The organism is Leekyejoonella antrihumi, assembly GCF_007845645.1.
GTDB lineage: Bacteria > Actinomycetota > Actinomycetes > Actinomycetales > Dermatophilaceae > Leekyejoonella > Leekyejoonella antrihumi.
In genome coordinates this window covers 37,525-63,937 of sequence record NZ_VCQV01000030.1, presented here as the reverse complement: position 1 = coordinate 63,937, position 26,413 = coordinate 37,525, and the positions used below count along the sequence as shown (strand labels likewise).

Annotated in this window: 26 protein-coding genes and 1 riboswitch; of the genes, 13 read left to right on the top strand and 13 right to left on the bottom strand. The window is 68.9% G+C overall.

What is annotated here, in order from left to right; all coding sequences use genetic code 11:
* Nucleotides 1–874: HNH endonuclease signature motif containing protein (locus FGL98_RS18445; protein ID WP_146319200.1), on the top strand; the 874-nt coding region annotated here is incomplete at its 5' end.
* Between the two features lie 251 nt (nt 875–1,125).
* Here the strand turns inward: FGL98_RS18445 and FGL98_RS18440 are convergent.
* From FGL98_RS18440 to FGL98_RS18425, 4 genes are all read right to left on the bottom strand, one after another.
* The gene (locus tag FGL98_RS18440) at nt 1,126–2,709 is read right to left on the bottom strand and encodes an ABC-F family ATP-binding cassette domain-containing protein (RefSeq protein WP_146319198.1); all 1,584 of its coding nucleotides are present in this window, start codon (nt 2,707–2,709) and stop codon (nt 1,126–1,128) included.
* 179 nt (nt 2,710–2,888) lie between these two features.
* The gene (locus FGL98_RS18435) at nt 2,889–3,584 is read right to left on the bottom strand and encodes a cation efflux transmembrane domain-containing protein (protein ID WP_146319196.1); all 696 of its coding nucleotides are present in this window, start codon (nt 3,582–3,584) and stop codon (nt 2,889–2,891) included.
* Nucleotides 3,584–3,913: an ArsR/SmtB family transcription factor gene (locus FGL98_RS18430; RefSeq protein ID WP_146319194.1), complete on the bottom strand. Its 330-nt coding sequence runs from the start codon at nt 3,911–3,913 to the stop codon at nt 3,584–3,586. Before FGL98_RS18430 ends, FGL98_RS18435 begins: the two co-directional genes overlap by 1 nt.
* 33 nt (nt 3,914–3,946) lie before the next feature.
* Nucleotides 3,947–4,522 carry an IS110 family transposase gene (locus FGL98_RS18425; protein WP_281289193.1) on the bottom strand — a complete coding sequence of 192 codons (576 nt, stop codon included), beginning with the start codon at nt 4,520–4,522 and terminating at the stop codon, nt 3,947–3,949.
* A gap of 299 nt (nt 4,523–4,821) precedes the next feature.
* On the opposite strand from FGL98_RS18425, the gene FGL98_RS18420 reads away from it, so the two are divergent.
* Together FGL98_RS18420 and FGL98_RS18415 are read left to right on the top strand one after the other, a co-directional pair.
* Nucleotides 4,822–5,355 carry a SigE family RNA polymerase sigma factor gene (locus FGL98_RS18420; RefSeq protein ID WP_146319192.1) on the top strand — a complete coding sequence of 178 codons (534 nt, stop codon included), beginning with the start codon at nt 4,822–4,824 and terminating at the stop codon, nt 5,353–5,355.
* A complete protein-coding gene (locus tag FGL98_RS18415; protein ID WP_146319190.1) occupies nt 5,348–6,040 on the top strand; it encodes a hypothetical protein in 693 nt (230 codons plus the stop codon). Before FGL98_RS18420 ends, FGL98_RS18415 begins: the two co-directional genes overlap by 8 nt.
* Nucleotides 6,041–6,372: 332 nt before the next feature.
* On the opposite strand, the gene FGL98_RS25535 is transcribed toward FGL98_RS18415, so the two are convergent.
* The 3 genes from FGL98_RS25535 to FGL98_RS18405 all read right to left on the bottom strand — a co-directional run bounded on the left by FGL98_RS25535 (nt 6,373) and on the right by FGL98_RS18405 (nt 8,419).
* A complete protein-coding gene (locus FGL98_RS25535) occupies nt 6,373–6,534 on the bottom strand; it encodes a hypothetical protein (protein ID WP_186526247.1) in 162 nt (53 codons plus the stop codon).
* A 133-nt stretch (nt 6,535–6,667) separates the two neighbouring features.
* A complete protein-coding gene (locus FGL98_RS18410; protein WP_146319188.1) occupies nt 6,668–7,177 on the bottom strand; it encodes an OsmC family protein in 510 nt (169 codons plus the stop codon).
* Between the two features lie 135 nt (nt 7,178–7,312).
* Nucleotides 7,313–7,432: riboswitch (SAM riboswitch) on the bottom strand.
* Nucleotides 7,433–7,510: 78 nt separating this feature from the next.
* Nucleotides 7,511–8,419, bottom strand: a complete 909-nt coding sequence (locus FGL98_RS18405; protein ID WP_146319186.1) for a cation diffusion facilitator family transporter — start codon at nt 8,417–8,419, stop codon at nt 7,511–7,513.
* Between the two features lie 196 nt (nt 8,420–8,615).
* Between FGL98_RS18405 and FGL98_RS18400 the strand changes: the two genes are divergently transcribed.
* Nucleotides 8,616–10,394, top strand: coding sequence for a long-chain-acyl-CoA synthetase (locus FGL98_RS18400; RefSeq protein WP_146319184.1), 1,779 nt, complete (start codon nt 8,616–8,618; stop codon nt 10,392–10,394).
* On the opposite strand, the gene FGL98_RS18395 is transcribed toward FGL98_RS18400, so the two are convergent.
* Both FGL98_RS18395 and FGL98_RS18390 read right to left on the bottom strand, forming a co-directional pair.
* Complete coding sequence (locus FGL98_RS18395; RefSeq protein ID WP_146319182.1) at nt 10,379–11,392, bottom strand: glycosyltransferase; 1,014 nt, start codon at nt 11,390–11,392, stop codon at nt 10,379–10,381. The two genes, FGL98_RS18400 and FGL98_RS18395, sit on opposite strands and share 16 nt — an antisense overlap.
* A 214-nt stretch (nt 11,393–11,606) precedes the next feature.
* Nucleotides 11,607–12,554 (bottom strand): diacylglycerol/lipid kinase family protein, encoded by a 948-nt coding sequence (locus tag FGL98_RS18390; RefSeq protein ID WP_146319180.1) that lies wholly within the window; start codon nt 12,552–12,554, stop codon nt 11,607–11,609.
* Nucleotides 12,555–12,612: 58 nt separating this feature from the next.
* Here FGL98_RS18390 and FGL98_RS18385 point away from each other — a divergent pair, with 58 nt between their 5' ends.
* Entirely contained in the window at nt 12,613–13,401 is a 789-nt protein-coding gene (locus FGL98_RS18385; RefSeq protein WP_146319178.1) for a DUF1206 domain-containing protein, read from the top strand.
* A 30-nt stretch (nt 13,402–13,431) separates the two neighbouring features.
* Here the strand turns inward: FGL98_RS18385 and FGL98_RS18380 are convergent, their stop codons facing one another.
* Nucleotides 13,432–14,661: a fatty acid desaturase family protein gene (locus FGL98_RS18380; RefSeq protein WP_146319176.1), complete on the bottom strand. Its 1,230-nt coding sequence runs from the start codon at nt 14,659–14,661 to the stop codon at nt 13,432–13,434.
* A 31-nt stretch (nt 14,662–14,692) separates the two neighbouring features.
* Nucleotides 14,693–15,748 carry a ferredoxin reductase gene (locus FGL98_RS18375; RefSeq protein WP_146319174.1) on the bottom strand — a complete coding sequence of 352 codons (1,056 nt, stop codon included), beginning with the start codon at nt 15,746–15,748 and terminating at the stop codon, nt 14,693–14,695.
* Nucleotides 15,749–15,846: 98 nt separating this feature from the next.
* Here FGL98_RS18375 and FGL98_RS18370 point away from each other — a divergent pair, with 98 nt between their 5' ends.
* Together FGL98_RS18370 and FGL98_RS18365 are read left to right on the top strand one after the other, a co-directional pair.
* Nucleotides 15,847–17,076 (top strand): PucR family transcriptional regulator, encoded by a 1,230-nt coding sequence (locus FGL98_RS18370; RefSeq protein ID WP_146319172.1) that lies wholly within the window; start codon nt 15,847–15,849, stop codon nt 17,074–17,076.
* Nucleotides 17,077–17,094: 18 nt separating this feature from the next.
* Nucleotides 17,095–18,042, top strand: coding sequence for an SGNH/GDSL hydrolase family protein (locus tag FGL98_RS18365; protein WP_146319170.1), 948 nt, complete (start codon nt 17,095–17,097; stop codon nt 18,040–18,042).
* A 12-nt stretch (nt 18,043–18,054) separates the two neighbouring features.
* Here the strand turns inward: FGL98_RS18365 and FGL98_RS18360 are convergent, their stop codons facing one another.
* Together FGL98_RS18360 and FGL98_RS18355 are read right to left on the bottom strand one after the other, a co-directional pair.
* Nucleotides 18,055–19,908, bottom strand: a complete 1,854-nt coding sequence (locus tag FGL98_RS18360; RefSeq protein WP_146319168.1) for an AAA family ATPase — start codon at nt 19,906–19,908, stop codon at nt 18,055–18,057.
* A gap of 64 nt (nt 19,909–19,972) precedes the next feature.
* Nucleotides 19,973–21,085 (bottom strand): NDMA-dependent alcohol dehydrogenase, encoded by a 1,113-nt coding sequence (locus FGL98_RS18355; protein WP_146319166.1) that lies wholly within the window; start codon nt 21,083–21,085, stop codon nt 19,973–19,975.
* Nucleotides 21,086–21,290: 205 nt separating this feature from the next.
* On the opposite strand from FGL98_RS18355, the gene mftA reads away from it, so the two are divergent.
* Genes mftA through mftF form a run of 6 tightly spaced genes read left to right on the top strand, consistent with a single transcriptional unit; the run spans nt 21,291 to nt 26,386 of the window.
* A complete protein-coding gene (mftA, locus tag FGL98_RS18350; protein ID WP_146319164.1) occupies nt 21,291–21,452 on the top strand; it encodes a mycofactocin precursor MftA in 162 nt (53 codons plus the stop codon).
* A gap of 18 nt (nt 21,453–21,470) precedes the next feature.
* Nucleotides 21,471–21,761, top strand: a complete 291-nt coding sequence (gene mftB / locus FGL98_RS18345) for a mycofactocin biosynthesis chaperone MftB (RefSeq protein ID WP_146319162.1) — start codon at nt 21,471–21,473, stop codon at nt 21,759–21,761.
* The gene (gene mftC, locus FGL98_RS18340) at nt 21,758–22,999 is read left to right on the top strand and encodes a mycofactocin radical SAM maturase (protein ID WP_146319160.1); all 1,242 of its coding nucleotides are present in this window, start codon (nt 21,758–21,760) and stop codon (nt 22,997–22,999) included. The genes mftB and mftC overlap by 4 nt, the downstream gene beginning before the upstream one ends.
* Nucleotides 22,996–24,207 carry a pre-mycofactocin synthase MftD gene (mftD, locus tag FGL98_RS18335; RefSeq protein WP_222432249.1) on the top strand — a complete coding sequence of 404 codons (1,212 nt, stop codon included), beginning with the start codon at nt 22,996–22,998 and terminating at the stop codon, nt 24,205–24,207. Before mftC ends, mftD begins: the two co-directional genes overlap by 4 nt.
* Entirely contained in the window at nt 24,204–25,007 is an 804-nt protein-coding gene (locus tag FGL98_RS18330; protein WP_146319158.1) for a mycofactocin-coupled SDR family oxidoreductase, read from the top strand. The genes mftD and FGL98_RS18330 overlap by 4 nt, the downstream gene beginning before the upstream one ends.
* The gene (mftF, locus tag FGL98_RS18325) at nt 25,004–26,386 is read left to right on the top strand and encodes a mycofactocin biosynthesis glycosyltransferase MftF (RefSeq protein ID WP_146319156.1); all 1,383 of its coding nucleotides are present in this window, start codon (nt 25,004–25,006) and stop codon (nt 26,384–26,386) included. The genes FGL98_RS18330 and mftF overlap by 4 nt, the downstream gene beginning before the upstream one ends.
* Nucleotides 26,387–26,413 lie beyond the last annotated feature (27 nt).

Here is a 26,413-nt window from a genome sequence, read left to right as displayed (position 1 = left end):
GTCGAAGGAGATCATCGCCGCCTACGGCGGGGACCAGGCCCCCACCGATGAGGTGGCGGCCCGCAAGCAGGAGTCGTTGTCCTGGGTTGAGCTGCCCGGGGGGATGACCCGGGTGAGAGCCGACTTGTCACCCGGTGATGCGGCGGTCTTCGCGCACGCGATCGAAGCCCTGGCGAAACCCCGACCGGGCACCACCAGTGACGGGGACGCGGTCCCCAAGGATGCGCAAACTCTGGAGGGGAAGCCGGCTCGTACGCATGGGGTGGATCAGCGCTCCCCGGGTAAGCGCCGCGCCGACGCGTTGATGGAGCTGATCAACGCGGGCACTCGTGCGAGCGAGCAGGATGGGGGTCGCGTGTCGGTGAAGGCCACGATCACCATCCCGCTGTCCGTGCTCATCGGGTCGCTGGTCAATGCGGGGCACGCGGTCACCGCGTTGGGGCAGATCATTGATGCGGGGACCGCGCGGGCGTTGGCCTGTAGCGCCCGGCTGGTGCCGATGGTGATCGGCACCCAGTCACAACCGTTGGACATCGGCCGAGCCACGCGGTGTTTCCACCCGGCGACACGCCAGGCGATCGTCAAGCGGGACCGCGGGTGCACGTTCCCTGGGTGCGACCGGCCCGCGCCGTGGTGCGAGGCCCACCACGCGGTCCCGTGGTGGGTCAACGGACGCAGTGATCTGGCCAACGGGACCCTGTTGTGCAGTCGTCATCATCACCTCGTGCACGCCAAGGGGTACCTCCCCTGGATCGGCGACACGGAAGTGGTGTGGGACCTGGTGCCCGGGCGGATGCCGACCCAACCGCTACCGCCGGACGACCCGTTGACCCACGGACCAGGCGCACCACCGGACCACGCGCAAACCGCCTGACCCTCCCAGGGGAGAACTCCGCCCGAAACCACGGCGTCGAGCCACGACCCGTGGGGAGTCACCGGGCTCGTTCCTCGCCTTACTCAACCCTTGGATTGAGTAGGGCGAGCCTGCGAGCCCGTGCCGAAACACCAAGCGGCCTGCGGCCCGGCACACCCGACGACGCGCTCTCCTTCCTGGCTGGGCCGCCGCCGGCGACGAGGCTGTAACGTCGATCGCTCCTGACCTTGGCCGGCCGGGCGCCAGCTCGATCAGTCGCAGGGGGTCAATGTGATCTCACTGCCGGTCCAGCGTTGGCGCAGCCACCGGTCGTGGCTGGCGATCACCACGGTGACCGGCGTTGTGGTCAGGGCAGACTCGAGCTCGTCAACCAGCGACAGCGACAGGTGGTTCGTCGGCTCGTCCAGGAGTAACAGATCAGGTTGCTGGGCCACGAGCAGCGCCAGTGCGAGCCTTCGCTGCTGACCGATGCTGAGCTCGCCCGCCGGTCGGTGCAAATCACGGGGGTGCAGCAGCCCCAGGTCATGCAGCGGTGCGCCGGGAGCCAGGTCGCCGTAGAGCTCGTGTGCACTTCGCGACCTGCTCGGCAGGTCGACCTCCTGAGTCAGCAGCCCGATAGACCGAGCCTGCACCACGACAGAGCCTCGGTCGGCGCGGAGCTGCCCCGCCAGCAGCGACAGCAGGGTCGACTTGCCCGCGCCGTTCGGCCCGGTGACCAGCACCTTGTCGCCGGAGTCGACGACGAGGCGCTGCAGCTGCATTCGACCGTTCACATACACATCGTGCAGCGCCGCCGATCCGGCATTGCGTGATCCGAACTGTGCCGAGAGCTGCAGTGGCACCGGGGGTTTCGGGATGCGCCGCCGCTCCACGGCTGCGATGCGCTGCTCCGCGTTGCGCACTCGCCGAGTGGCGGTCGCCTGCACCCGAGATCCCTTGAACCCATAGATGAACCTGTCGTTGTCCCGTGGTGGGCGATTGTGGGCGACGTCGGAGGTGGTGGTCCCGGCCGTCGCGCGCAGCTGCTGCAACTCGTCCTGCTGGGCGACGAAGGCCTCCTCCCAACGGTGGCGGGCCTCGTGCTTGTGCTGCAGGTACGCGGTGTAGTCACCGGTGAAGCGCCTGCCGCCATCGCCGTCGGTGCCGAAGTGCGAAGGGTCGAGGTCGACGATCGCGGTGCACACCCGATCCAGGAACACCCGGTCGTGGCTGGCGACCAGCACGCTGCCGTGCAGCGCGCGCAGCTCATCCTCAAGGAAGTCGAGTGCCGCATCGTCGAGATGGTTGGTCGGCTCATCGAGGACCACGCACTCCGGCTGACGGGTGAGCATTGCCGCGAGCGCAAGCCGAGATCGCTGCCCACCGGACAGGGATCCGGCGGGGCGAGCGCCGGCGATCTCGCCGAGTCCCAGTCGCGTCGCGGCGATCTCCGCACGGCGGTCGGCATCCCACACCTCGTGCAGCTGAGCCCAGGTCAGCAGCTCGTCGTATGCCGTCGCGGCGCCGGGCTCATCGATCCGGGCGGCGAGTGCCTGCAGCCGGGTGACCGCGGCGTGCAGCGGTTCCAGGGCATCGTGCATGACCTGCGCAACCGTGGAGTCCAGGTCGATCCCGGTGTACTGCGCCACGTAAGCGAGATCAACTGGTGCGCTGACGGATCCGCCGTGCCCCGGGTCGATTCCGGCGGCGATGCGCAGCAGCGTCGACTTGCCGGCGCCGTTCTCACCAACCAGTCCAAGCCGGGTGCCGGGAGCGATGGTCAGGTCGACGCCGTCGAGCACGTGCCGATCGGCATACGTCTTGGTGATGTCGGTGAGCTGAAGGGGTGTGGGCACGAAGACTCCGTCTCGCGAACGCCAGAGGTGAATGGCGCGAAAGTCGCTGAAGCCCGTCGGGCCGAGGGCCACGGGCGCGGGCAGTGCGAGGAGTCAGAACTTCATGATGTGCCAACTGTGCCGCAGCGCCGCGCGGTTGCGCAACTTGATTTGGTCTTCAGCGGCGCGGGCAAGAGCGGTCAGGCGCCGCAGCAGTGGTCTGGTGCGGCGTCGTGGCAGCCGTCGGTATGCAGCGCACCTGTGGGCGCGCAGCAGCTGTCGCCCCGCAGGGCCGAGCGACCCTCCTTGAGGGCGACGGCGGCGATCACCAGGGCGACGACGGGGTCGGCCCACGACCAGCCGAGCAGCCAGTTGAGTGCGAGGCCCACCAGCAGGACCGCCGACAGGTAGGTGCACAGCAGGGTCTGCTTCGAGTCGGCCACCGCTGAGCGAGAGGCCAGCTCGCGTCCGGTGCGACGCTGGCCGTAGGAGAGCAGCGGCATGAGCAGCAGGCTCAGTGCCGCCAGGATCAGACCGGGGAGGGAGTGACGGGCATGACTCCCACTGGCGAGTGACATCCCGGCGTCGGCGGTGACGTATGCCGCCAGGGCGAAGAACGACCACGCGATGATGCGGAGCGCGGTCGCCTCCCGCGTTCGCGGCTCCTTGCCGGCGAACTGCCATGCCACGGCGGCGGAGGAGGTGACCTCGATGATCGAGTCCAGCCCAAAGCCGATGAGGGCCACCGAGGAAGCGGCCGCCCCTGCGGCGATGGCGACCACGGCCTCGACGATGTTGTAGCTGATGGTGGCAGCGACGAACCATCGGATGCGGCGATGCAAGGTCTCTTGCCGGCCGGTGTCGATGCCGGCCGCCGACCCAGCCATCGCCGACATCAGCAGCACTCGTCCCTCGCCGCGGCGGCGCAGTGCTGCGGGTCGACGGCCAGGACCACACCCATCAGGTCGCCCAGCGCGTGCGACAGGCGAGGATCGGCGAGCTCGTATCGTGACCGCCTGCCCTCGGGCACCGCGACCACCAGGCCGCAGCCTCGCAGGCACGCCAGGTGATTCGACAGGCTCTGCCGGCTGACCCCCGCCAGGTCGGCCAGGTCCGACGGGTAGCTCGGCCCATCTTGCAGCGCGAGCAGCACCCGGGCACGGGTGGGGTCGGACAGTGCGTGGCCGAAACGGGCCAGCACGGACTCGTGCGTAGATGTCTTCACCACCCGACTATACAGCGAATGATGTATTCAGCCTCAGATGAACCAAGAGTGCGCCTCGTTGTGCCCAGCGGCTTCTGAAGTCAGCGTCAGTGCCAGCAGGTCCAGTCCGCGCTGACCGAACAGGTCGGACATCGGGACCTGCACGCCCAGCTTGGCCAGCACCGCGTGCACCTCACACTTGCAGCCCGAGCGCAGCGCGACCAGCTTCGCCCGGTGCCGGACCAGCTCGCGCAGCTCTCGGGTGGCCGGTGGCGCGATCCAGGCCTGCGGTAACCGGCCCATTCGCAGCAGATCAGCCAGATCGGTCGCGTCACGAAAATCGTTCTTGACCCGACGCAGCTCGAACATCTTCACCCCTAACGGGTGCGCCAGGTGCACGTCGGCACCGCCAGCCCGGAGAGCGTCGACCGCCCAGTACCACCCGTAGGTGGCCTCCAGCACCACTTCCGGCGCCTCACCCGCCCGCGCCATCACCGCCGCGAGCGAGTCCACACCATTGTTGATCCGCACCGCTTCCAAAGCCTCACCAGCCTCGGTGGTACGCACGATCACCGATCTCCTGCGATGCAAATCAATCCCGACGAACTGTTGACCGCCATACTCAGACATAAGGGGCCTCCTTGGAACCGATGGTCTTGAGCACCTCCCAGCATCCCGCGCTGGAAGGAAACCCACGAGGAACGGGGAGGCCCCGCTCCTTCATCGCATCAGGAACGCTTTACGACGATGTATCGGGTGGCCCGTTCTACTCGACTCAACCCGAGGGAGCGGCGACGGACTGGGCATACGGCGGTGGTTCATAAGGCCCTCCCAGGCGACGTCACCGGCCTCCAGGGTTTTGGCCGACCAAGGGGAGAAAGTCGGCTTCTTGCGCAACCGGCAGTCACCGGACCGGACTCTAATAAGGTATGAGCGGGATGCGGCGCGACCAGCAGTTGCCGGTGCCAACCGGCCCGGAGGCGTTCGTGCTCGCCGAGGGCGATCGGCTGCTGCGGGCCGCCCGGCTGCTCACCGGAGACTGGGAGTCGGGCGCGGACCTGGCCCAGGAGACGCTCGTGCGCGTCTGGCAGGCCTGGGGACGAATCCGAGATCCACACGCGGCGCGATCGTATGCGCACACCACGATGGTGCGTCTGTGGTATCGGACCAGCAAAGCGCGACGCCGCGAGATTCCCATGGCTGAGCCCCGTGAGGTGGGTGCTCGTGCGACAGGATCCGAGTTGAGTCAAGTCGTGCTGGACGCACTCGGTGCCATCCCTGCTGGCCAGCGGACGGCGCTGGTCCTGCGGTACTACCTCGACCTGAGCGTCGACGACGTGGCCGCGGTCATGCGCTGCAGCCAAGGAACCGTGAAGAGCCAGACCGCGCGCGGCCTGGCTGCGCTGCGACGGGACATCCAAGCTCACGACCAACCCAAGGAAGCAGGCGACCGTGATGTCTGATGACGATATCCGCGAACTCATCCACCAAGCCGGTGCGCACGAACCCGCCCCGGACATCTCGCTGACCAGCATCGCCGCGAGGGTCAAGAGCAGACGACGTCGATACCGATCGATCTTCTCCGGCGCGGCACTGATCGCCGTGGTCGGCGCCACGGTCGCAGGGACCCTCCCGGGCGGATACCTGCGAGGGAGTGGGCCCGGTCCATCTCAGGCCGCAGGAGCACCTGTTGCGGTAGGAGTGAGGCCCGCGTGCCCACCGGACCCAGGAACCGTGCACCCGATGCAGCCGTCCTTGGCGTCCGGACGCTTCGGCCCGACCATCGCACTGAACCCCTCTACTCGAGAGATCACGTTCGATCTCAACGTGCCACCAAGTAAGTTCTCCGACCGGTACATCATGAAAGTGCAGCTGATCATGGTCACCGCTAAGGTCGCGGAGTCCAAGACCGCACCTGGCATCTTCCTGGCGGACCCAGCCAACCAGGTGGCAAAGGTCGCAGTTTCCCGCCCCGTCGGAGATCAGCACATCATCCTCTCAGTGCCACCGAACCTGCCATCGGGAACATACGCGATCTACTACTGGGCGCGCTTTCCTGGGCCTTCCCTTTGTGGGCAACAGAACCCTGATCCGCCGACGGTGACGGGCGTCATGCACAGACTCATCGCCACCGCGACCGTGCCCTGACGATCCCAGGCGAGCCCCCCATTCGGGTATAAAAACTCATTGGTTTCCTATGCTCGGGGTGCGGGCCGGCGGGGGGAGGTGGCCCGGTCGCCGACGAGGAGGCCTCCTGGTGAAGATCCGGGACGACCTCGTTCCTGGGACCGGCCCGCGGTACTGGGTGTGTGAGTCCGCGGGCCGGGCAGTGGCATGTGGCTTTGTCGGTCAATCCTGACGTCGAATTTCGGTGAATCCTGGCGTCGGTCACACGTTCCCGTCGAGGATGTTGCTGAACGTTGGCGTCACTCCTGGCCCGCTCACCAGAGTGGGTGGCCACACCGTGCCTGGCCAGCGACTCAGCGCGGCTCGTGATCTGACGGTCGCAGTGCCTCCTCGTACAGGTCGACCGCGGTGGCGAGCTCTCTGGGGGTGGCTCCGAGTCGCATCTGGAGGGTGATGCCGTCGAGGTGGATCGCTGAGTAAGTGACCAGGTCCTCCAACGGCAGGTCGGTACGCACGAGCCCGCGCTCTTGCTGGGCGCGCAGATAGTCGCGGATCGTATCGACGATGATGTCGCCAGGTGGCGCAAGGGCGAGCGGTTTCGGGGCTGACGGGGATCGAGCATCCCCGCCGCCCCGAATCCGCTGGGGGTCAACCGATCGCGTAGGTCGTGCGCACCGGGGTCGCCGTGCCCAGTCCGCCGAGAGTGTCGAGCACCGGGCAGTGCTCCTCGACGGCGTCGGCAAGCTCCTGGTAGCGCTCTTTGGACTCGGGGCCACTGAGCTGCACCGAGACATCGATCGACTCGAAGCCCGGCCGGACCGAGTCGTTCAGGCCGAAGAAGCCACGCAGGTCGAGGGTGCCGGTCAGCGCAATGTCGACCTGGTCCAAAGTGATACCCAACTGCTGCGCCCAGACCTGGAAGCTGATGACCTGGCACGAGCCGAGCGCTGCGAGCAGGTGCTCCACGGGGTTGGCACCCTTGTCGGTGCCGCCGAGTCCCGCGGGCTCATCGATGGTGAACGCGTGGCTGCCGGCCTGCACGGAAACCTCGGTCGGGGTGCCGGTGACGAGGGTGGTGCGCACCTCGGGGCGGATGATCTGTGCCTCGTCGGCGGGGGTGGTGGACGTGGTCGATTCGGTGGACGTGCTGGTGCTCATGATGCTCCTTGTACAGAAAGTGCGGGGAAGTGTGCGGGGCGGCGTGGTGTCACCCGCGACAGGCACTGCTGCACAGGTGCATGAGGTCGACGTGCAGTCGACGGGTCAGCAGGCGGATCATCATGGCGAATCGAATCCTCATCTCTCCCGGCATGCGGGACGGAGTTGGCACCTGACGGTCGGCGCGGTGATGCGCGGATGACCGGGTTGCCGGGGCTTCGTCGGGCCGTATCCCTCTGCCCCTCTGGATGAGCGGTATGAAGTTTTCCGATCAGGCTAGCCGCGAGGGTCAGTAGGTGAGACGGCCCGCTTGAATGGTGAGACGGCGAGAAGTCACCACTGCAGCGACTGGCACTGGGTGTGGCTCTCCGGCTCGACCTGCAAGGTCGCGTGTTCGATCCCGAACTGGCTGGTCAGCATCGCCTGCGCCTGATCGAGCACGTCATGACTGCTGGTGTGCTCACCGATCACCAGGTGTGCCGTCGCCACGTTCATCCCAGAGGTCAGGGTCCACAGGTGCAGGTCGTGGACCCGGCGTATGCCGGGCAGGCCGCCGAGCGCGGATCGCACCTGCTCCGGGTCGACCCCGTCGGGCGCGTGCTGGCCGAGCACGGCCACCACCTCACGCCCGAGTAGCACCGCCCGCACGAGCACGAAGATCGCGATGGCGACGGCGATCACGCTGTCCCACCAGTCCAGGCCGGTGAGGGCGATCAGGATGCCGGCAACGATGACGCCGACCGAACCGACCGCGTCGGCGAGCACTTCGAGGTAGGCACCCTTGACGTTGAGACTCTCCTGGGCACCATCGCGCAGCAGCATCATCGACACCACGTTGACGACCAGGCCGATCGCGCCGACCACGATCAGCGGCTCGCTGTGGGTGGCCGGGTGGCCGCCGATCCGGTGGATGGCCTCGTACCCCACATACAACGAGACGGCCACCATTACGAGCACCGCAACGCCGGACGCGAAGACCTCGGCGCGGTAAGACCCGTAGGTGCGTCGGCCGCTGCGGTCCGGCCGGGCCGCAATGGTCGTGCCGATCAGCGCTGCGACGAGCGTGATCACATCCGCCGCCATGTGTCCGGCGTCCGAGAGCAGCGCCAGGGAATGAGCCGAGAGCGCGGTGATCAGCTCGAGCAGGAACAACGCCATGACCATCGCACAGGTCGCCAGGAGCCGCCATCGGTGGCGCGCACCGGCGTGCACGGCCGGTGCGTGTCCGTGGTTGTGGCCCATAAGGTCAGCCTAACTGTCTGAGCCCTGGGGCGAAGCGTCCGAGCCGTGGGGCGAACAGCGCCGCCGGTCGCCGACCTACCGTTGTTACTGCAAGGTAGGTAATCTGGTGGAAACACCCCGAAGGAGCGCGAATGAACGCCACCCCACAAAGTTCTCCACCCACACGTTCGCTCCGATACTTCACGGGGGCCCCGGCATGAACGCGAAGACACGTCAGCGAGTTGGTCTGCTGGACGTCGGCAGGGGCGTGCTCGGCCTGGTGCCCGATCTGCCGTTGCTGGCAAAGGAGACCCCCGGGCTGCTGTTCCGCAAGCCGACGGCCCGCAACTCGATCGGCCTGGTCTTCCAGCGTGCGGCGGCCCGCCATCCCGAGCGGCCCTTCCTCAAGGGACCCGGTCGAGTGCTGACCTACGGCGAGGCGAACGAGACCGTCAATCGGTATGCCGGCGTCTTCCTCGACCACGGAGTCTGCCGCGGCGACGTGGTCGCACTGATGGGGCACAACGACATCGAGAACGTCCTGGTCCTGCTGGCGACGGTCAAGCTCGGCGCGATCAGCGGGTTGCTCAACTACAACCAGCGCGGTGACGTGCTCGCGCACAGCCTCGGCCTGCTGGACAGCAGGCTGCTGATCGTCGAGGACGACTGCCTGGAGGGCCTGGCCTCCGCCGGCGACGCGGCCTCCGCCCAGACCGCATTGTCCTTTGAACAGCTTCAGGAGAAGGCCAAGGGCGCCTCGTCGGCCAACCCGGAGGCCTGCGAGCGGACTGTGGCCCACGAGAAGGCGTTCTACATCTTCACCTCTGGCACGACCGGTCTGCCCAAGGCGTCGGTGATGAGCCACTTCCGGTGGCTGAAGTCCTACTCCGGTCTGGGCGCCCTGGGTGTGCGGCTGTCTTCCAGCGACACGCTTTACTGCCCGCTGCCGCTCTACCACAACAACGCCGTCACGGTCGCGCTCGGAGCGGTCCTCGTCGGGGGCGCCTCGATGGCAGTGGCGCCGAGGTTCTCGGCGTCGAAGTTCTGGGACGAGTGCATCAGCTACGACGCCACCGCCTTCGTCTACATCGGTGAGCTGTGCCGTTACCTGCTCGGCCAGCCCGCCAAACCGGTCGACAGGCAGCACAGCATTCGAGTCATCGTCGGCAACGGCCTGCGCGCGGACATCTGGACGCAGTTCCAGGAGCGGTTCGGCATCGCGCGGATCGCCGAGTTCTACGGTGCGAGCGAGTGCAACATCGCCTTCATCAACGCGTTCAACCTCGACCAGACCGCCGGCACCTGCCCGCTGCCCTACAAGGTGGTGGCCTACGACCCGGACACCGGCAAGGCGCGGCGGGGCGACAACGGCCGGCTGATCAAAGTAAAGACGGGCGAGACCGGCCTGCTGCTGGCCAAGGTCACCTCGCGCGCACCCTTCGACGGCTATACCGAGGAGGACGCGACGGAGGCGAAGCTGCTGCGCGGCGCGTTCAAGGACGGCGACTGCTGGTTCGACACCGGTGACCTGGTGCGCCAGCAAGGTCTGACCCACGTCGCCTTCGTCGACCGGCTCGGCGACACCTTCCGCTGGAAGGGCGAGAACGTCGCCACCACGGAGGTCGAGGCGGCGGTCAGCGAGATCGAATCCGTCGAGGACGCATCGGTATTCGGTGTGGCCGTGCCGGGCGCGGACGGCAAGGCCGGCATGGCGGCCGTGGTGCTCAGGGACGGCCACGACTTCGATGGCGTCAGGGTGGCCGGTGCGCTCATCGACTCGCTCCCGGCGTATGCCGTGCCGTTGTTCGTCCGGGTCGTGGGCTCCCTGGAGCACACCTCGACGTTCAAGTCCCGCAAGGTTGAGCTGCGGAGCGCCGGTTTCGCCGAGACCGGAGACGACCCGCTCTATGTGCTGCAGGACCGGGACAACGGCTACGTCCCGTTCTACGACGACTACCCGCAGGACGTGGCGACCGCGCGCTACCCACGCTGCTGAGCGAGGGAGAGGTCCTCACCTGAGCGATCTCGTCGAAAGACCCAGTGCCGGAAGAGGACGAATCGCACGACGGTGGCCAGCAGGTTCGCCGCCACGAGCGCCCCGAGCTGCGCGAAGGCCATCGTGCTCAGGGCACCGATCATGCAGAAGCTGACGAGCTGGCCGGCCAGGCCGAGCCGAGCGGTGCCAGACGGCTGTCGGCCGGCGGCCGCTGCCGCGATGTGCGCGAGCGGGTACCTCCCACGCAGCCGTGCCCCCAGCATGCGCGCGATCCCCCGAAGGTCCGCGCTCGCGGTGGCGAGGATGTCGACCGAGCTGATCGGGTCGTCGCGCCAGTCGACCGGGATCTCGTGGATCCGCAGACCGGACCACTCGGCCAGGGTGAGCAGCTCGGTGTCGAAGAACCAGCCGGTGTCACTGATGTGCGGGAGCAGCGCCTGCGCGGCGTCGCGCCGAATGGCCTTGAAGCCACACTGTGCGTCCGAGTAGCGAGTGCCCAGCGTGAGTTTGAGCGTCAGATTGTAGGTGCGGGAGATCATCTCCCGCTTCATGCCGCGCTGCACCCGAGACCCCTGAGACAGGCGGCTGCCGACGCTGAGGTCAGAGTGCCCGGTCGCTAGCACCGCCAGGGCGGGTGCGAGCGCGGCGAGGTCGGTCGACAGGTCGACGTCCATGTAGGCGCACAGATCGGCGGGTGAGTCCTGCCAGACGCTGGCCAGTGCGTGCCCGCGCCCCTTCTTCTGCAGGCGGCGGTAGGACACGTCGGGGTAGGCGTCGGCCAGCGACCGGCCGATCTCGCCGGTGCAATCGGTGCTGGCGTTGTCGACCACGACGATCTGCACCCGGTAGGGCAGCTCCGCAATCTCGTTGCGCAGCCCCAGAACACAGTCGGCCAAGGCGTCCTGCTCGTTGTAGACCGGGACCACGATGTCGACCGAGGTCGCACGGGGGGTCCGCCGTTCGGGTGACCTGGGCAGGGCCGGTGCGATGTGAGCCATGGCTGCACAGTGCTCGGCCGGCTTGTGGCATCGCTCGCAGCGACCCGTGACGATCGTATGAAGCGTGCCCGGCGCCGTGCCCGGGTGGACCTGTGGTCGAGGGGCGGGCCGGCTGCTGCCGCCTTCTCGCCGAGAGGCATACATGCACACCGGCAGGTGTAGCTATTTTGTGTGCCGCTCGATGGGTATGTATGCCTCTCGAGGCGGGGGTCGCTCAGCCTCCTGCGACGCGGATGACGAGCGCGCCCGGGTCGATGACCAGCCGCAGTCTCGTTGCCGACTCGAGAACGTCGCCGTCTGCCTCCACCCGCTGCTCGGGGTCGACGGACACGACGATGTCGCGGCCCTGCTGCCGCTCGATCGACGGGCTGTCGGAGGGGTCCTTGCTCAGCACCTTTGCGGCGGGTCCGATCCAGGCGGCGAGGCGGTCCGGGGTGAGCGTCGCCACGTCGAGGACGCCATCGTCGAGGGCAGCATCGGGAAACAGAGCAAGCCCCGCGGTCAGCGTGCCGCAGTTGCCGACGACGATGGTGCGCGCCGTCTCGAGATGGTCGGACATCCCGTCGACCGACACGGTCGCGGCAAACCCGTCGGCACCGAGGTTCTTCGTGGCTGAGACGAGATAGGCGGCCCAGCCGACCTTGTCCTTGAGGCTCTTTGGCGCGTCGTCCATCATCGCCGCATCGAAGCCCAGCCCGGCCATGACGGTGAACAGGTGAGCGTTGTCCGGCCGCCCCGCCGCCGGATCGTCGGCCGCGAGCTGTGCTGCCGTCGGGTCGACGATCACCCATCCCGCGTCGATGGTCCGGTCCCGACCGCGAAGGGCGACAGTGACGGCCTCGGTCAGATCGTCCACCGGTGCCCCCACATTCCGGGCGAGCAGATTGCCGGTGCCGCCGGGCAGCAAACCCAGCGGGACGCCGGTGCCCGCGAGCACCTGGGCCACCGCCCGGACGGTCCCATCGCCGCCGAGCGCGCAGACGACGTGGGGTCGCCTGCTCAGCGCCTCTCGAGTCTGCCCGAATCCAGGGTCGGCCTCGGTCGTCTCCACGACGTCCGGCGGCTCGAGCCCAACACCCCGGGCCGCTGCCGCGACCTCCTGGCGGACTGCGTCCAGGTCATCAAACTTGGTGGGGTTGACGATGACGACGGCGCCGGGCATGCACCGACCGTACTCCCGAACGACCACGCGACCGGCGAGGTTATGGGACGCTACGGGCGTGGACACCCCCGACGTCAAGACGATGGCCCGTCAGGCCGGCGACTCGAAGCCCATCGAGTGGGGCGCGCGCCTCGGCTATGCCGTCAATGGCCTGCTCCACCTGCTCATCGCCTGGATCGCGCTCAAGGTGGCCTGGTCCTCCGGTGGGGGCGGCAGCCCCAACCAGTCCGGCGCCCTCGCCACCTTGGCGCACACCCCCGGCGGACCGCTCCTCCTGTGGGTCACGGTCGCCGGTTTCGTCCTGCTCGCCGTCTGGCAGCTCACCGAGGCCATCTCCGGGGCGAGCAGCGGTGCGGACCGCGTCAAGGCGGCCGGCAAGCTCGTCGTCTACGGGGTTCTCGCGTGGACGGCGCTGAAGTTCGCCACCGGCGGATCCACGTCGAGCAGCGGTCGGACGGAGGACTTCACGGCGATCGCCATGCGGCACTCGGGCGGTCGGCTCGTCGTCGCAGTGCTCGGGCTGGCCGTGGTCGGCGTCGGCGGCTACCACGTCTATAAGGGCTGGCGGAAGAAGTTCGTCAAGGACCTCCAGGAGCATCCCGGCAACTCGGTGATTCAGGCCGGCCGCACCGGATACGTCGCCAAGGGTGTGGCCCTCGTCGCCGTGGGGTTCCTCTTCCTCGTCGCGGCGATCCGCAGGGCGCCGTCGAAGGCCACCGGGCTCGACGGGGGGCTGCGGACGCTGCGCGAGGCCCCGGCGGGCGCCGTGCTGCTCAGCCTTGTCGCGCTGGGCATCGCGGCCTATGGCATCTATTCGTTCGCGCGCTCCCGTTACGCGCGAGTCTGATTCGGGGGAGCCGGGAAGCCGGAGGCCGGGTCAGGCGGTGGCTGCCGCGCGCCCGCGCTGCCAGGGCAGCTCGTTGGGCAGCGCCAGGCGGCAGATCTTCTTCCACGTCGACGCGAGCTGCTTGGGCAGCGGGCCGGTGTTGTAGTTCAGGCCGTACTTGTCGCACAGCGCGCGCACCTTCGGTGCGACCTCGATGTAGCGGTTGGACGGCAGGTCCGGGAAGCAGTGGTGCTCGATCTGGTGGGACAGGTTCCCGGTCATGGTGTGGAAGATCCGCGAGCCGGACAGGTTGGCCGAGCCGAGCATCTGGCGGATGTACCAGTCACCGCGCGTCTCGCCGTCGATCATCTCCTCGCTGAAGAACTCCGCACCGTCGGGGAAGTGACCGCAGAAGATCACCGAGTGCGCCCAGACATTGCGGATCGCGTTGGCCGACAACGTGCCAATCAGCGCCCGCCTGCCCGACCCGGACAGCACAGCGCCCGCGAGGGGCAACGCGATGTAGTCCTTGAGGACCTGCGTGATGGCCTTCTTCTTGAATGCGTTCAGGTCCTTCTTGAACGCCTCCTTGCTCTTGAACCCGGCAGCGACCATGTCCCACTCGAGATCGTAGGAGGCGATGCCCCACTCGAAGAGCGGCGCCAACAGGAGGTTGACGAACGGGTTGCCCAGGTCGCGCAGCTTCCACGGCTGGTCCTCGCTGACCCGCAGGATGTTGTAGCCGACGTCACGGTCCTTGCCGATGACGTTGGTCCAGGTGTGGTGCAGGTCGTTGTGGGTGTGCTGCCAGCCGCGGGCCGGCGCGACGAAGTCCCACTCATAGGTCGTGGAGTGGATGTCAGGGTCGCGCATCCAGTCCCACTGACCGTGCAGGACGTTGTGGCCGATCTCCATGTTGTCGAGAATTTTGCCGACCGCGAGTGCGCCGGTGCCCAGCACGAAGGCAGGCTTGAAGCGGCTGAAAAGCAGCGTGGCGCGGCCGCCTACCTCCAGCGCACGGCAGATCTTGATCATCCGACGCACGTATGCCGCGTCCTGCGCCCCGCGCTGGGCGAGCACCTCGTCGCGGATCGCGTCCAGCTCGTCGCCCAGCTCCTCGACCTGCTGGTCGGTCAGGTGCGCCGCCGCCGCCGGTCGCTCGACGGGCCGCCCCTGAGTGGGCAGCACGCCGGTTCGCTTGGTGCCCGCCGGCGGGATCGGTGCCGGAGTGAGGGGACCCGGAGCGGGCTTGGCGGCGGTCTGGTCGGCGGTGATCGTCATACGAAAAATCTCCTTCTGGGATGCGATCTGGTCAGCAGTCGAGGTGGACGGGCCCGGCCGCGGCCGAGATGCAGGTCTGGATGAGCTCACCCTCGTCGTCGTGAGTCTCGCCGGTGCGCAGGTCGCGGATGCGGCCGGACAGCAGCGGGGTCAGGCAGGTGCGACAGATGCCCATGCGACAGCCGCTGGGCATGATCACTCCGGCCTCCTCACCTGCCAGGAGCAACGGGGTGGACCCATCGACCTCGACCTGCTTGTCGGACTTCTCGAAGGTGATCTGTCCGCCGCCGCCGGGCACCTCGGGTGCCAGTGCGGTGTTGAACCTCTCGACGGTCAACGTGTCGGGCAGGCCGGTGCGTTCCCAGAGCGCGTGTGCGGCATCGAGCATCTCGGTCGGCCCGCAGACGTAGGCCTTGCGAGACCGCCAGTCGGGGCACAGCCGGTCGAGGTCTCCCGAGTCGGCGAAGCTGATGCGACCCTCGTCGGTGGTGTAGCGGTGCACGAGGTGCAGCCCCGGGTGTTCGGCGGCGAGCTCCTGCAGCTCGTCGGTGAAGAGCGATGCGGTGCGATCGCGTGAGGAGTGGACCAGCACGACATCTGCGTCCTTGCGCCTCGGCACGAGGGTGCGGATCATCGACATCACCGGGGTGATGCCGCTGCCGGCGGTGAGCATCAGCAGCGGGCGCGGTCCCGCGGGCAGCACGAAGTCGCCCTGCGGTGGCGCGAGAAAGACGATGTCGCCCACCTTGGTGTTGCGCACCAGGTAGGTGGACACCCGGCCGATCGCGGTGACCGTGACCGCCGGATCGGCTCCGGCCGGCGCGGACAGGGAGTACGACCGCCACTGGCGCACGCCGTCGATCTCGACGCCGACTCGGGCCCACTGGCCGGCCTGGTGCGGTTGCCACCGGGAGCCGGGCCGGAAGGTGATCGTTGCGGAGGTGGGAGTTTCCGGGGTCACGCTGGTGACCACGCCGCGTAGCTGCCGGGATGACGCGAGTGGATTGACCAGTCGCAGGTACTCCTCCGGAGGAATCGGCGTGGTGAAGACGGACATCGCGCGCAGCGCCGCCGATTTCACACCCATACAACTCAGTGTGATTGGCTTCCCGTGCAAAATCTCCACCATGAGACCTACAATTGGTGTATTGAATCTATCGGGACACAACAAATAAAGGGGTAGGTATGCCTGGCCATGCCACCTCGGCGCCCGCGGACGCGGTTCCGGAGGGTCTGCTGCACCGCGATGCCCCGTGGGCGGCCCTTCCGGCCGACGTCAGCACCGCGCTCGGTGCGGTGCTGCCGCAGCTGGTCGAGGAGATCATCCGGTGCATCCCGCAGGAGGTGCCCGAATACTCCCGGCCCTTGGAGGGGGAGTTCGGAGCCGGGGTGCGCCGCGGCGTCGAGACGGCATTGCGGCGCCTGTTCGTGGACCTGCCGGGCACCGACCAGCCCGGGCTGACCGCCCAGACCCGCACGGTCTACCGGCAGCTGGGTGTCGGCGAGGCTCGCGCCGGCCGATCCCTGGAGGCCCTGCTCTCGGCCTATCGGGTGGGTGCCCGCATCACCTTCCGGGCGGTGGCCACCGCCGCCACGAGCGCCGGGGTCGACCCGGCCCTGATGATGCCGCTGGGCGAGTCGATCTTCGTCTACATCGACCAGGTCTCCGCCGCGAGCATCGAGGGGTTCACCGACGAGCAGGGCCGGCAGCTCGGTGAGCGAGACCGCCGCCGGCAGTCCCTGGTCGCGCGGCTGCTGGCCGGCCGCGTCGACGAGGTCGAGGCGCGTCGGCTCGCGGCCCGCGCCGGGTGGGTGATTCCCGGCCAGCTGATCGCCATCGTGCTGCCTCCGGACCGCGCCGAGGGCCTTCGACTCGCGCTCGGTGACCGGGCCCTGGTGAGCACCCATGCGGGTCAGGTCGTGGCGCTGCTGGAGGCACCGCATTCGAGCCGGGCACGCGCGGAGCTGGAGCATGCGCTCGTCGGCCGGCGGGCCTGGCTCGGCCCGGCCCGGTCGTGGGAGCTGACGCGCGAGTCGCACCGGGCCGCGACACTCGCCCAGTCACTCAGCGAAGGGCGGGGCGACACGGTGGGCAAGCCCCGGTGGGTCGATGAGCACATCGCGGGCATCGTGATCACCAGCGAGCCGGACCTGATCGCGGACCTCGCCCGCCGCCGCCTCGAACCCTTGCAGCAGCTGCGCCCCGGTCAGCGGCAGCGGCTCGCGGAGACTCTGCTCGCCTGGCTTCGACACCGCGGGGAACGTGCCAGGATCGCCGAAGAGCTGCACGTCCACCCGCAGACCGTCGGCTACCGGTTGACACAGCTGCGGGAGGTTTTCGGGGATGCCCTCGACGACGCGGACACGCGGTTCGACCTGGAGCTCGTCCTGCGCGCCGGTCATCGGCCTGCATAACGTTCGGAAGGACTGTCGATGTCGGTGTATGCAGCGCTGGGCGACTCGTACGCGGCGGGGGTGGGTGCCGGCCCGTCCACCGACAGCTGCTGGCGCTCGACAGCCGGGTATCCCGTGCTCGTCGGGCAGGCGCTGGAGGTCAGCGTCTATTACGGCGCTTGCACCGGCGCGACCGTTGCCGACGTCGAGAAGGACCAGGTCGGCGGGCTGGGTCATCAGACGGCATACGTCTCGATCACGGTCGGCGGCGACGACCTTGACTTCACCAAGGTCATGACCGAGTTCGCGCTGCCGGCGTGGATGGCCGACGACTCTGTGCTCGACACGTCGTTGCGCACGCTGCACGAGCAGCTGCCGGGGCGTTATGCGGACCTGTTCGAGAAGGTGCGGGCGCGGGCGCCGCACGCGCGGGTCGTGGTGGCCGGGTATCCACGGCTGTTCGACGGCGTCGACTGCAACCCCTTGACCTTCTTCAGCGTCAGCGAGATGGCGCGGCTGAACGACGCGGCGGACCAGGTCGCGCAGGTCATGCGAGAGTCCACCGACAAAGCCGGCTTCCAATTCGTCGACGTGCGAGATGAGTTCGTCGGTCACGCGGTGTGCGACGACCCGGAGTGGATCCGTGGGGCGTCGTGGCCGCTCGAGGTGTCGTTCCACCCGAACGAGTCCGGGGCGGCGGCCTACGGCCGGCTGGTGACGGCAGCGTTCCGAACCGGCGCCCCCGTGAAGGGTGCGGCGGGCTCGGCCGGGTTGCCGGTCGAGTGTGGCCCGTGCCGGACGACGCCGGCGCCGCGATTCCGGCTGCCCGACATCACGTCGCAACGCAGCCTGCAAGGGGCGAGGCGGTGTGGCCTGGACCCGAATGAGGTGGCGCACCTCGGCATTCGGATCAAGGACCCCGGTGGTGACCCGGCGGCCCTCGCGCGCCTCCACGAGCTCGACCGCCAGGTGCTCGGCGGCACCTGATTCAAACGCCGGTCACCAGGTCGGCGCTGTGAGGAGGTCGCCGAGGGCGGCCGGCCCGTCCTGCACGGTGGACAGCTCGGAGCACCGGGCGCCCGCCCGCCGGGCCAGGGCATGCGCCTGCTCGCAGTCACCGGCGGGCGCGAGGATGAGCAGCTCGTCCAACGCCGACGCGGCACGCGCCACGGAGTCGACACCATCCTCGTCGTGGCCGCCGGCCCGGCAGTCCGACAGCAGGACGACGACCCGGCGCGACGACGTCGCGGTGGTGAGCGCGGCCGCTGCGCGCGTGAGGGCGTGGCGCAGGCCGGTCTCGCCATGCCCGACGAGGCGAAGCACCCGGTCCACGACCACCGCGCCGGGTGCGACGTCCCGCAGGTCCCGCAGCACCGTGACGTCCCGGGCGAATGCCAGGACCGCGAACTCATCGGGCATCCGCAGCGCGCAGGCGGCCGCGAGGACGGACGCGTTGGCCAGGCTTGGGCCGGTCATCGATCCGGACCGGTCGATGACCAGGACCAGTGCAAGGGTGCTGCGCGCCCAGTGGCTGACGACCAGCTCGTCCAGGGACGCGGGCCGTCCCTCCACCCCGGCCGCGACGATCTGGTCGAGCGAGGCGTCCAGGTCGAGGTCGCCGTCGGTCCGCCCCTGCGACCGGGTGCGTCGATGGACACCGCCTCGGTCCGGTGCCGCGCGCATCACCCGATCGAAGAGCAGGCCGGCCGAGAGTCGTTCGGCGGCCTTCCGCAACGCGGGGTCGGTGGCTCGCAGCATCCGGGCCATCAGGGTCACGGTGCCCTGGACATCGTCGGAGAGTGCCTCCCGAAGCGCGTCTTCATCCACCTGACCGACCTCGGGGGAGACCTTGTCGAAGGCCGGTGACAAGGACAGCTCGCTCCGGCTCACCATCCGATCCTCGGGGCGGCTGCGCGGTCGTGGTCGCCGAGCGTTGTCGGCCTGCCGGCTCGAGCCCTTCGAGCTCGGCGGACAGGCCGCGTCCTTCCCCGGCGGATCGTCCCCCGGGGAGGAGTCGCCCGCGGCCGGGGCGAAGTGCTGCTCGTAGAGGTCGGTGATGATCTCCGTCGCGGTCCGGTGCGACGTCGTCGCGACCTGGATCCGACCGGTCAGCGAGACCAGGGCCGCGTCGAGCCCGGCCGCCGCGAGGTCGCAGTGTCGGCGGCGAGCGAGGGCGCCGGCAACTCGTGCGATATCGATGGCGCCACGGACCGAGGACCCGACGCGCAGCTCGGGGTGCTCCCGCGTCGCGCGCACCAGCGCGACGACCCGGCCGATCCAGTCCGGAGCGGGAGCGTCCTCGGTGGCATGCAGGACGATCTCGACCTCGCTGGCGGCGCTCTGGTAGCCCATTGAGATCCGGCAGGTGCGATCGGCGAGGGCGCCGGAGATGCGAGCGGTGCCCACCGGGTCGTAGGGGTTCATCGCGGCGACGAGGCGAAAGCCGGCGGCGGCGGCGACCCGGCCGAGGCGGGGAACGGTGACCTCACGCTCCGACATCGCCGTCAGCAGGACATTGAGCGTCTCTTCGGGGACTCGGTTCAGCTCCTCGACGTAGAGCAAGGTTCCCGCGCGCATCGCCTCCAGCAGCGGACCGTCGACAAAGACGTCCGGGCTGTAGCCACGGGCGAGGACGAGCGCGGGGTCGAAGTGGCCCAGCATCCGGGCCGGGGTCAGCTCCGTATTGCCCTCGACGAAGGCGAAGCCGACATCTCGCATGTATGCGACGGCGCGCAGCAACGTCGACTTGCCGGTGCCCGGTGGACCCTCGAGCACCACGTGCGCACCGGCGTCGAGGGCCGCCTCGAGCAGCTCGGCCTCCGGCGCTCGACCGATCACGGCGTGATCGGTCATGAGGTGGGCGCTATGTGCCTGCCCCGGAACGGAGTGCCCGTCAGTGACCACCGGGCGATCGGCCTCAGTGCTCGTGGACCAGGATGCCGCGCACGTTCTTGCCGCCGAGCAGGTCGTCATAGCCCTCGTTGACCTGGTCGAGGGTGTAGGTCTTGGTGATCAGCTCGTCCAGCTTGAGGTCGCCGGACTGGTAGAGGCCGAGGATCTTGGGGATGTCGGTCAGCGGGTTGCAGTCGCCGAAGAGGCTGCCCTTGATCTTCTTGCGGAACAGTGTCAGGACCGAGCCGGACAGCTGGATCGTCGGCAGCTCCAGCTTGTTCAGGCCGGTGAGCACGACGTTGCCGTCCTTGCCGACGATGTCGAAGCCCTGCTGGACGACCTCCGAGGTCATCAGCCCGACCGTCAGCACGGCCGAGTCGGCCATCTGCCCGCGGGTCAGCTCGGTGACGGCGGTGGTGGCCTCCTCCGCGGTGGCAAACGCGTGCGTCGCGCCGAGCTCGAGGGCCTTCTCCCGCTTGTTCTCCAAGGGGTCGACCGCGATGACATTCTTCGCACCGGCATAGCGCGCACCCTGCACGGCGTTGATCCCGATGCCGCCGACGCCGATGATGACCGTCGTGTCGCCCGGCCGGACCTCGGCGGTGTTCACGGCGGAACCCCAACCGGTGGGCACCCCGCAGCCGACCAGCACGGCCTTGTCGAGCGGCAGGTCGTCGTCGACCGGGACGCAGGAGTTCTCATGGACGACGCTGTACTGGCTGAACGTTCCGAGCAGGCACATCGCGCCGTAGTCGCCACGCGACCCGGTGAAAGGGAAGTGCTCACCGGGCAGGTAACCCTCGAGGATCGTTGCGCCCATGTCACAGATCGACTGCCGACCGGTGGAGCAGTAGCGGCACTTGCCGCACGCCGGGATGAACGAGCAGACGACGTGGTCGCCCTCCTTGACCCGGGTGACTCCCGGGCCGACCTTCTCGATGATGCCGGCGCCTTCGTGGCCGAGGACCATCGGCAGACGCGCCGCGAGGTCCCCCTTCACGATGTGCAGGTCGGAGTGACACAGCCCGCCGTAGAGGAACTTGATGAGCACCTCTCCGTCGCGTGGATCACCGAGGTCCAGCTCCTCGATCTCGATGCGCTTGCCCGGCTCGATGACTACGGCGGCTCTGGTCTTCATGACTCTCCTTCGAAGGCGGTGGGGTAGGCCCACTCGTCAACCATGCTCCTTTCTGCCCGCGAATGGTGAGGAGTTCTCGAAAATGCTTGTTCCCGTGTGGGGTCCAATCGATCCGCCGCCGCAACGTCTGTCAACGCCGCCTCTTCCATTAGGACCGCGAATGCCGTTAGCGTGACCCGGGTCACGTCCAATTGAGGGAGCGATCATGTCGCAGGCACAGCTGGAGCAGGAGACGACCGACCGCGCGGGGGTCGACGGAGCAATCGCCGACGGAGTCGCGAACGGGCCGGACCCTACGGTGCGAGAGCTGACCGTGGACGAGCTGATCGAGGATGTCTCGATCGACGGCATGTGCGGCGTCTACTGAGCCGTGGAGGGCGAGGCCATGTCAGCGATGCTGCACCAGCGGTGGGAGCTGTCGCCGTCAGTGGCGCTGCGCCCGGAACCCTTCGGCGCGCTGGCGTATCACTTCGGCAACCGGAGGCTCACCTTCCTCAAACGACCGCAGCTGGTGGTGGTGGTCCGTGCACTGGCCGAGCAGCCGGACGTGCGATCCGCGCTCGCGGCGGCGGGTGTCCCCGCAGCGGAGTGGCCGGCCTACCTCGAAGCACTGATCAGACTGGCGCAGGGCGACATGATCCGGCGCGCCGACGCTCATGAAGGGGCTTCTGTATGACCGCACTGGATAGCCGTCCACGGAGTGGGTCCCTGATCGAGCAGTTCGAGTACGGTCTGGATGCCCCGATCTGCCTGACCTGGGAGCTGACCTACGCGTGCAACCTGGAGTGCGCGCACTGTCTGTCGTCCTCGGGCCGGCGCGACCCCCGCGAGCTGACCACGAAGCAGTGCGAGGCCCTCATCGACGAGTTGCAGCGGATGCAGGTGTTCTACGTCAACATCGGCGGCGGTGAGCCGACCATCCGCCCGGACTTCTGGCATCTGCTGGAGTATGCGGTCGCGCACCAGGTCGGCGTGAAGTTCTCCACCAACGGGGTGCGGATCACCCCGGAGCGGGCCCGGTTCCTGGCCTCCACCGACTACGTCGACGTGCAGGTCTCCCTCGACGGTGCGACCGCGGAGGTCAACGACTACGTGCGAGGACCCGGGTCGTACGACACCGCGCTGCGGGCGCTGGGCAATCTGGCGGATGCGGGGTTCCAGGACGCGAAGATCTCCGTCGTCGTCACCCGTCACAACGTCGAGCAGCTGGACGAGTTCAAGGCGTTGGCAGACCGATTCGGCGCAACCTTGCGGCTGACCCGGCTGCGTCCGTCCGGTCGGGGGGCGCAGGTGTGGGACGAGCTGCATCCGAGATCGGAGCAGCAGCGCGTCCTTTTCGACTGGCTGATGGTGCACGGGGACGACGTGCTGACCGGGGACTCGTTCTTTCACCTGGCCGCGTTCGGCCAGAGCCTGCCCGGCCTGAACCTGTGCGGTGCCGGTCGGGTGGTGTGTCTGATCGACCCGATCGGGGACGTGTACGCCTGCCCGTTCGCGATCCATGACGAGTTCCTCGCCGGAAACGTGCTGTCCGACGACGGGTTCCAGCGGATCTGGCAGACCGCGCCGCTGTTCGCGAAGCTGCGGTCGCCGCAGGCGGGCGGCGCATGCTCGCAGTGCGCGTTCTTCGACTCGTGCCGGGGTGGTTGCATGGCCGCCAAGTTCTTCACCGGCATGCCGCTGGACGGTCCGGACCCGGAGTGCGTCCAAGGCTACGGAGAGTCGGCGCTGACCGCAGATCGGGTGATTCCCGGTGCGGGACAGAACCACTCGAAGGCGGCCGCGACCCGCAACGAGCCGGTGATGCTCACCCTGCAACGTCGGGAGGATCTGTCCGGCCCACCGGTGACCGCGTGCGCCGAGGATCCGTTGGCGGGATTCGACCCGAATGCGAGCCGAGCTCACCAGCGATGATGCAGAACCCGTGGAAGCGCAACCCGTGGTTCGAGTCCGTCGCGGTGGCCCAGCGCCGCGCGAGAAGGCGCCTGCCGAAGTCCGTCTACGGCGCACTGGTCGCCGGTTCGGAGCGCGGCCAGACGGTCGCGGACAACCAGGGCGCCTTCGCCGAGCTCGGCCTCGCCCCACACGTCGCCGGTCATCGCGCAGAGCGCGAGATGGCGACGACGGTGATGGGACAGGACATCTCGCTGCCGGTCATCATCTCGCCGACCGGTGTGCAGGCAGTGCACCCCGACGGTGAGGTGGCCGTCGCCCGCGCGGCCGCCGCGCGCGGCACCGTGATGGCGCTGAGCAACTTCGCCAGTCGCTCGATCGAGGAGGTCGTCGCGGCCAACCCGCGCACCTTCTTCCAGATGTACTGGACCGGCGACCGGGACGTGATGGTCCAGCGGATGGCCCGCGCTCGTGACGCCGGTGCCGTGGGCCTGATCGCCACGCTCGACTGGTCGTTCTCGATGGGCCGGGACTGGGGGAGCCCGGAGATCCCCGAACGCATCGATCTGCGGTCTGCGCTGCGATTCGCGCCGGAGGTGCTGGCCCGCCCGCGCTGGCTCTACGGGTTCGCCCGAAGCGGGGACCTGCCCGACCTGACCGCCCCCAACCTGGCGGCCCCCGGCGCGGCCAAGGGCCCAACCTTCTTCGGTGCCTATGCGGAGTGGATGAACACCGCACCGCCTACCTGGGACGATGTGGCGTGGATGCGTGATCAGTGGGACGGTCCGTTCATGCTGAAGGGCGTCTGCCGGGTGGACGACGCCCTGCGGGCCGTCGATGCCGGGGTCACCGCGCTGTCGGTGTCCAACCACGGTGGCAACAATCTGGACGGGACTCCCGCCACCATCCGGGTGCTGGCGAGCATCGCGCAGGCTGCCGGCGACCAGGTCGAGGTGCTGCTGGACGGTGGCGTCCGGCGCGGGTCCGACGTGGTGAAGGCTCTCGCCCTCGGCGCCCGTGCCGTGCTGATCGGGCGGGCCTATCTGTGGGGTCTCGCGGCGAACGGGCAGGCCGGTGTCGAAAACGTGCTGGACATCATGAGCAGCGGCATCGGCTCCGCCCTGCTGGGGATGGGGCTGTCCTCGATTCATGAGCTGCGTCCGGAGCACCTGGTGATTCCCGACGGATTTGCTCGGACGCTCGGCGCCCCACCCGCGCGAGAGTCATGAGCGCGCCGGCCGTGCGGCGGGTCGCGCTGGTGACCGGCGCGGCACGCGGCATCGGTGCGGCCACCACAGCACGTCTCGTCGAACAGGGCTACCACGTGGTCGCCTTCGACTGGTGTGTCGCGGACGGCGAGCCTCGCCTGCCCTACGCTCAGGCGACGCAAGCAGACCTCGAGCAGGTGGCCCGCGGCGCGAACGATCGCGTCGTCGCGGTCGTTGGCGACGTGCGGGACCGTGCGGCGCTGCAGCAGGCGGTCGAGGTGGCTGGCCGGCGCTGGGGCCGGCTGGACGTTGCGGTTGCCGCCGCCGCCGTCATCCTGGGTGGACAAGCTGCCTGGGAGACCGACCCGGCCGCCGTCGAGCTGCTGTGGCAGATCGACGTCGACGGCGTCTGGAACACCGCGGCCAGCGCGGTCCCCGCGATGCTCGCCGGGCCTGATCCCTCTGGATGCCGTTTCGTCGCAGTGGCATCCGCCGCCGCGACCCACGGCTTGTTCCACCTCGCGGCCTACAACGCCGCCAAGCACGCCGTGGTCGGCATCGTGAAGGGGCTGTCGGCCGACCTGGTCGGCACGGGCACGACGGCGGCGGCCGTGTCACCCGGCTCCACTCGCACCGACATGCTCACCGCCACCGCCGCGCTCTACGGGCAGGCGGACGTCGAGGACTTCGGCCGGTCACAGCGGATCCACCGGCTCATCGAACCGGATGAGATCGCCGCGACCATCGCGTTCTGCTGCTCGCTCGAAGGCGGCGTCGTCAACGGCTCGCTGGTGCAGGCCGACGGAGGTTTCGGCGCGTGACCGCGCTGCCACACGGACTGGTGCTCACCGTGGGCCGGAAGGTCCGGGTCCGAGATGGCGGCGCGACACTGGTCGGCGGGGCGCCGCTGCGTGCGGTTCACCTGAGCGCCGCCGCCCGCGCGCTGATCGACGGCGGCCGGCTGACCGTCACCGAAGGTGCGTCGGCTCGCCTGGCAGACCACCTGCTCGCGGCCGGTCTGGCCGGACCGGAGACGGCGGGGCTGGCAGACCTGGCTCCCGCCGAGGTGACCTGCGTCGTGCCCGTCCGGGATCAGCCGGCGGGGCTGGCGCGGCTGCTGGCCGGCCTGCATGACGTGTTTCGGGTGATCGTGGTCGACGACGCGTCCGTAGGCCCGGCGCCGATCGCCGCAGTCGCCGCACGCCACCGGGCGCAACTGGTCCGGCTCGACACAAACCTCGGCCCGGCCGGCGCCCGCAACGTCGGGCTGGGGCTGGTCGACACGGCATACGTGCTGTTCGTCGACTCCGACGTCACGGTCGACGCGCGCGCCATCCTGCGACTCGGACGTCATCTGCAGGACCCCGGGCTGGCAGTGGTCGCGCCACGAGTCGTCGGTGGCGCCGGCTGCTCGCGTCGGCTCGCCGCCTATGAGTCGGTGCGCTCCTCGCTCGACCTCGGGTGTGACGGTGGACTGGTGCACCCGCAGTCGCGGATCGGCTGGCTCCCATCGGCGTGTCTACTGGCCCGCACCAGCGCGCTGGGAGAGGGATTCGACGCGAAGATGCGGGTCGGGGAGGACGTCGACCTGGTCTGGCGGCTGATCGCCGGCGGGTGGCGGGTCCGCTATGAGCCTGCGGTGGTCGCGCAGCACGCGGACCATCGGCCGCTGCCTGCGTGGCTCGCGCGGAAGGCGTTCTACGGCACCGGCGGCGCTCCGCTCGCGGTGCGGCATGGTTCGACGGTGGCGCCCGCTGCCCTCTCCCCGCTCGGTGTCGCGATCGGTCTGGCGGCTCTCGCGCAGCGCCGGTGGTCGGCACCTGCGGTGCTCGTGCTGTCGGCCGTCATGATGCGGCGGCTCTCGCGCTCACTACGGCACAGCGCCCATCCGACGCGGCTGGCCGCCGAGTTGACCTGGCTGGGCTCGCTGTCGATCTTTGGGCAGGTGACGGCGCTGATGCTGCGCCACTGGTGGCCGCTGACCGCCATGGCCGCAGTCGTGTCGCACCGGGCACGGCGAGCCCTGCTGCTTGCGGCGGCAGCCGACTCCGTTGTCGAGTACGCCCGCACCAGGCCGGGACTGGACCCGTTGTCCTTCGCGATCCTGCGGCGGATGGACGACCTTGCCTATGGGGCGGGTCTGTGGGTCGGCGTCGTCCGAGGTAGGTCGGTTCGGGCGCTGCTGCCGCGGCTGCGCTGACCTCGCACCGGGTTCACCCTTGGTGCG

Coding starts and splice junctions, on each gene's coding strand:
- FGL98_RS18435 (WP_146319196.1), bottom strand. CDS start 3,584: ATGTCGGCGATGGCTGGGTCGGCGGCCGGCATCGACACCGGCCGGCAA.
- FGL98_RS18425 (WP_281289193.1), bottom strand. CDS start 4,522: ATGTCTGAGTATGGCGGTCAACAGTTCGTCGGGATTGATTTGCATCGC.
- FGL98_RS18420 (WP_146319192.1), top strand. CDS start 4,822: ATGAGCGGGATGCGGCGCGACCAGCAGTTGCCGGTGCCAACCGGCCCG.
- FGL98_RS18415 (WP_146319190.1), top strand. CDS start 5,348: ATGTCTGATGACGATATCCGCGAACTCATCCACCAAGCCGGTGCGCAC.
- FGL98_RS18410 (WP_146319188.1), bottom strand. CDS start 7,177: ATGAGCACCAGCACGTCCACCGAATCGACCACGTCCACCACCCCCGCC.
- FGL98_RS18405 (WP_146319186.1), bottom strand. CDS start 8,419: ATGGGCCACAACCACGGACACGCACCGGCCGTGCACGCCGGTGCGCGC.
- FGL98_RS18400 (WP_146319184.1), top strand. CDS start 8,616: ATGAACGCGAAGACACGTCAGCGAGTTGGTCTGCTGGACGTCGGCAGG.
- FGL98_RS18395 (WP_146319182.1), bottom strand. CDS start 11,392: ATGGCTCACATCGCACCGGCCCTGCCCAGGTCACCCGAACGGCGGACC.
- FGL98_RS18390 (WP_146319180.1), bottom strand. CDS start 12,554: ATGCCCGGCGCCGTCGTCATCGTCAACCCCACCAAGTTTGATGACCTG.
- FGL98_RS18380 (WP_146319176.1), bottom strand. CDS start 14,661: ATGACGATCACCGCCGACCAGACCGCCGCCAAGCCCGCTCCGGGTCCC.
- FGL98_RS18375 (WP_146319174.1), bottom strand. CDS start 15,748: ATGGGTGTGAAATCGGCGGCGCTGCGCGCGATGTCCGTCTTCACCACG.
- FGL98_RS18370 (WP_146319172.1), top strand. CDS start 15,847: ATGCCTGGCCATGCCACCTCGGCGCCCGCGGACGCGGTTCCGGAGGGT.
- FGL98_RS18365 (WP_146319170.1), top strand. CDS start 17,095: ATGTCGGTGTATGCAGCGCTGGGCGACTCGTACGCGGCGGGGGTGGGT.
- FGL98_RS18360 (WP_146319168.1), bottom strand. CDS start 19,908: ATGACCGATCACGCCGTGATCGGTCGAGCGCCGGAGGCCGAGCTGCTC.
- FGL98_RS18355 (WP_146319166.1), bottom strand. CDS start 21,085: ATGAAGACCAGAGCCGCCGTAGTCATCGAGCCGGGCAAGCGCATCGAG.
- mftA (WP_146319164.1), top strand. CDS start 21,291: ATGTCGCAGGCACAGCTGGAGCAGGAGACGACCGACCGCGCGGGGGTC.
- mftB (WP_146319162.1), top strand. CDS start 21,471: ATGTCAGCGATGCTGCACCAGCGGTGGGAGCTGTCGCCGTCAGTGGCG.
- mftC (WP_146319160.1), top strand. CDS start 21,758: ATGACCGCACTGGATAGCCGTCCACGGAGTGGGTCCCTGATCGAGCAG.
- mftD (WP_222432249.1), top strand. CDS start 22,996: ATGATGCAGAACCCGTGGAAGCGCAACCCGTGGTTCGAGTCCGTCGCG.
- FGL98_RS18330 (WP_146319158.1), top strand. CDS start 24,204: ATGAGCGCGCCGGCCGTGCGGCGGGTCGCGCTGGTGACCGGCGCGGCA.